Below are 3,412 nucleotides of genomic sequence, written 5' to 3'. Positions count from 1 at the left end.
TGCGCGCGACCCGCACGACGTCATCGCGGAACTCTTTCGGATACGGCTTGGGCACTGCGACATCCTTCCAGGCCGCCTCTCAGCAAGCCAGGTCAGGTGTCACCTTTCCGTGCAGCAATCCCAGATGTACCCGGTTCTTGACCGCTTTCCCTTCGGGGACGCGCTGGAAGTACAGCCGCGGGCCCACGCCCGAAGGGTCGATGCAGGCGAACCACGCGTCCTGCTCCTCAGGCGGCTGAGAGCGTTCGTACTCGTCCCACGTGGCGAACCCTTGCGGTGGCGGAGGAACGACATACCCCAACACCTCACACCAGAAGCGAGCGAGGCGCTCAGGTTCCGCGCAGTCGAAGGTGACTTGGAAGTGCTTGACCGATGACATCGGCGCACCCTACCAAGAGTGCTCTGCTGCCCACTTTCCCGGACAGCTCCCCACGCCGTCGAGATGTCGACCCCAACCCCGCCGAACCGTGGTCCGGATCGGGCATCAGGAGATCAAGCCGAACAGGCCACGAGAACGACGGGACTCTGGCCCGTAGCTGCATGCCGAAGATCAGTTACGGGACAGCCCTCAGCTTGGGCAGATCGAGGCCCCGATGTGGGCCAGGTGAGCAGCGAGGATCTCTTCGAACGCGGCGCGGCGATCCACCCCAAGGGGGCGGACGTCGCGGGCGAAGTGGGCCAGATTCGGGAAGCTTTCGGGGTCGGCGCCCAGAACCGCGACGCGAAACAGCTCCATACTCTGTTCGTACTCTCCGGGGGTGACGGTGTTGACCCCGGCCTCGGAGGCGATCAGCGCGGCGATGAGGACCGCGATCCGGTGGTAGCGCGCCGGGATCTCCTCGTCGGGCAGTCCGGACGCGCGCAGCGCCTCCAGCACCTCTTCCATGACCAGCCGGGAACCGGTGCCGCTTGATGCGTAGCGTACCCAGACCGCGGCGAGTTGGGGCTGCCGCCCAAATGCCTCTCTGACATGCACGGCCAGGGACGTGATGCGCTGCTTCCAGTCACCCTCAGGGCGGTAGCCCTCCATCGCGGCCAGCAGAATCCGGTCGGCGACCGCGCGGAGCAGTTCGGTCTTGTTGCGGAAGTGCCGGTAGAGACTGGAGGAATCGGTCCCGAGGGTCGCGGCCAGCTTGCGCACGCTAAACGAATCCGCGTCGCCCGTGCGCAGCAGCTCCGCCGCAGCATCCAGGATCTCTTCGGTTGACCAACGCCTTCGGCCTGCCATCTTGCTCCTCTCGCCGAACTCCAGACTACCTGTGCACTTGGTGATGCGCGCACCGCGTGCATAATGGGGACATGAGCGTGCCCGGGTGAGCCGGCATGCCACTCGTGCCCTGTAGTCCGGGTCAGGCGACCGATGCGGTGCCTGCCTGCCCCGGGGAACACGAAAGGACGCATGAAATGAAGAGCCCACTGGATTGCGCGGCACTGGAAACTGCTATGGAAACCGTCCATCACGCCGGGATGCCGGGCCTGTTCGCCGAGGTGCGTGACGGCGAGCAGGTGTGGCGCGGCGCCGCCGGGGTCGCCGATGTTGCCACTGACCGTCCCGCTACCGCCGACATGCGGCACCGAGTCGGCAGCATCACCAAAACGTTCACCGCCGCCGCAGTTCTACAGCAGGTCGAAAGCGGTCGGATCGCTCTCGACACACCGATCGGCCGGTACCTTCCGAAGCTGGTTCCCGGAGAACGCGGTGACGCGATCACGGTCCGGATGCTGATCAACCACACCAGCGGCCTCGCCGAGTACCTCCCGTACGCCTACCCGTCCCTCAAGGCGTTCCCCGCCCTCGCGGACACCGGCCCCCAAAGCCTGGACGACCACCGGCTCACGCGATTCGACCCCGCTGAACTGATCGAGATGGGGGTTTCCGCAGCTGCCGTCGGCGCCCCGGGTGGCACCCCGGGGGTGTACTCCAACACCAACTACCTGCTCCTTGGCCAACTCCTGGAAAAGGTGACCGGCACTGCGGCCGAGCGATACATCACCCGAAACATCATCGAGCGCGCCGGGCTCCGGGACACCGAACTCCCCACCGGACCGTACGTCAACGGGCCGCACTCGCAGCTCTACGAGGCATGGTTCGGCATGATCGACCCGCCGCGCGACTACAGCGTCTACGACATGTCATGGGTGGGGCCGTCGGCCTCGCTGGTATCGACCGTCGCGGACCTCAACCGCTTCTACGGCATGCTGCTGGCCGGGAAGATCGTCAGCCCGTCGTTGCTGGCGCAGATGCAACGCACTGTCTCGATCGTCTCCCAAGAAAGAAAGACGATCGACTACGGCCTCGGCCTGCATCCGATGGAGGGCCCCGGGCAGGGCACCTTCTGGGGCCATGGCGGCACGGTCTGGGGTGGCGGAGCGCTGTCCATGACCCGCGCCGACGGCAAGCGGCAGATGGCGGTCGCGGTGAACCTGCAGAGGTGGAACAGACTCGATGCCTCCGGCAAGCCTCAGCCCCATCCCATCGACGACGCGCTTGCGACTCTGTACCGCGTGGCGATGTACGGCTGACCGGGCCGGGGGAGTGACGGCCCCCCGCCCGGACGCCTTTCGCCAGCCCGGCCGCCGTGCCTGGGTGGTCCCCGGATGACCCAGGCCGCTGTACAGGGCCGCTTCACCCAGCCGGCTGCGGTGGCTGCTCCCCGCGCGTGCGGGGATGGTCCCGGAACGCGCGGCTACTTGCCGACGTGAACGGACTGCGGACAACTCAGTAGGACAGCGTCCACGCAATCGTCAAGGAGCCTCGATCCTTGATCCTGGACACACGAGACACTGGATCCTGAGGATCTGAGAACGGACGTCTCGTGGTCATGAGGAACTATCCGCCGCAGTTCGAGGCGGACGCAGCCCGAAGCCGAGCTCCTGCGGCAGGTGTTCCCAACCGATCCCGGTGTGCGGGACAAACAGGTTGCCCTGGAGCTCCAGCCAGTGCGGATGGCACTTGTGTCCGGGGGCCATCGGCTAGCCACGGACTCCTCCACCGACATCGTGTCCGGGTGGGCCCGCGCCGGGTCGCCACCCGGGGAACCATGGCGGTCAGAGGGCTGGATCGTTGTTGGAACAGTCAGGGTGGCCGACCACAGCACTCAGGCGCACTGGGGAGCCCCCAGCCGTGAGGAACCGGGGGCGCGGGGCGGCACGTCTCCCGTGCATGCTGACCATCCTGGGGATACTCTTCGCCGTCGCGCCCGCCGTTGCCTGGCTGACGATCACCCGCACCCGTTTCGGGGGCTTCGCGATCGGCGGTGCGCTGCTCGCCGGAGCCTGTCTGCTGATCAGCGTCCAGCAGAGCTGGATCGAGGCTCCTAGGGCCTGTCTTCAAAGGCTGTCGCTGGGGCATCATGTGGCGCATGGTGCGGCGACATGAGCTCTCGGACGAAGAGTGGGACGTTCTATCGGG

Annotated in this window: 3 protein-coding genes and 1 pseudogene; 2 read left to right on the top strand and 2 right to left on the bottom strand. The window is 66.6% G+C overall.

The window, feature by feature from the left end; genetic code table 11:
• Positions 1–121: 121 nt before the first annotated feature.
• Together ABZ371_RS30585 and ABZ371_RS30580 are read right to left on the bottom strand one after the other, a co-directional pair.
• Positions 122–379: pseudogene (locus tag ABZ371_RS30585) on the bottom strand (VOC family protein); the annotation flags it as partial.
• 189 nt (positions 380–568) lie between these two features.
• On the bottom strand, positions 569–1,228 hold the full coding sequence (locus ABZ371_RS30580; protein WP_358685749.1) for a helix-turn-helix domain-containing protein: 660 nt from the start codon (positions 1,226–1,228) through the stop codon (positions 569–571).
• Between the two features lie 176 nt (positions 1,229–1,404).
• Between ABZ371_RS30580 and ABZ371_RS30575 the strand changes: the two genes are divergently transcribed.
• Both ABZ371_RS30575 and ABZ371_RS30570 read left to right on the top strand, forming a co-directional pair.
• Complete coding sequence (locus tag ABZ371_RS30575; RefSeq protein ID WP_358685747.1) at positions 1,405–2,523, top strand: serine hydrolase domain-containing protein; 1,119 nt, start codon at positions 1,405–1,407, stop codon at positions 2,521–2,523.
• A 640-nt stretch (positions 2,524–3,163) separates the two neighbouring features.
• Complete coding sequence (locus ABZ371_RS30570; protein ID WP_358685744.1) at positions 3,164–3,379, top strand: hypothetical protein; 216 nt, start codon at positions 3,164–3,166, stop codon at positions 3,377–3,379.
• Positions 3,380–3,412: the final 33 nt, after the last annotated feature.

The sequence above is a fragment of the Streptomyces sp. NPDC005899 genome, assembly GCF_040629645.1.
Taxonomy (GTDB): Bacteria; Actinomycetota; Actinomycetes; order Streptomycetales; family Streptomycetaceae; genus Streptomyces.
This window is presented reverse-complemented; position numbering and strand designations above follow the sequence as displayed.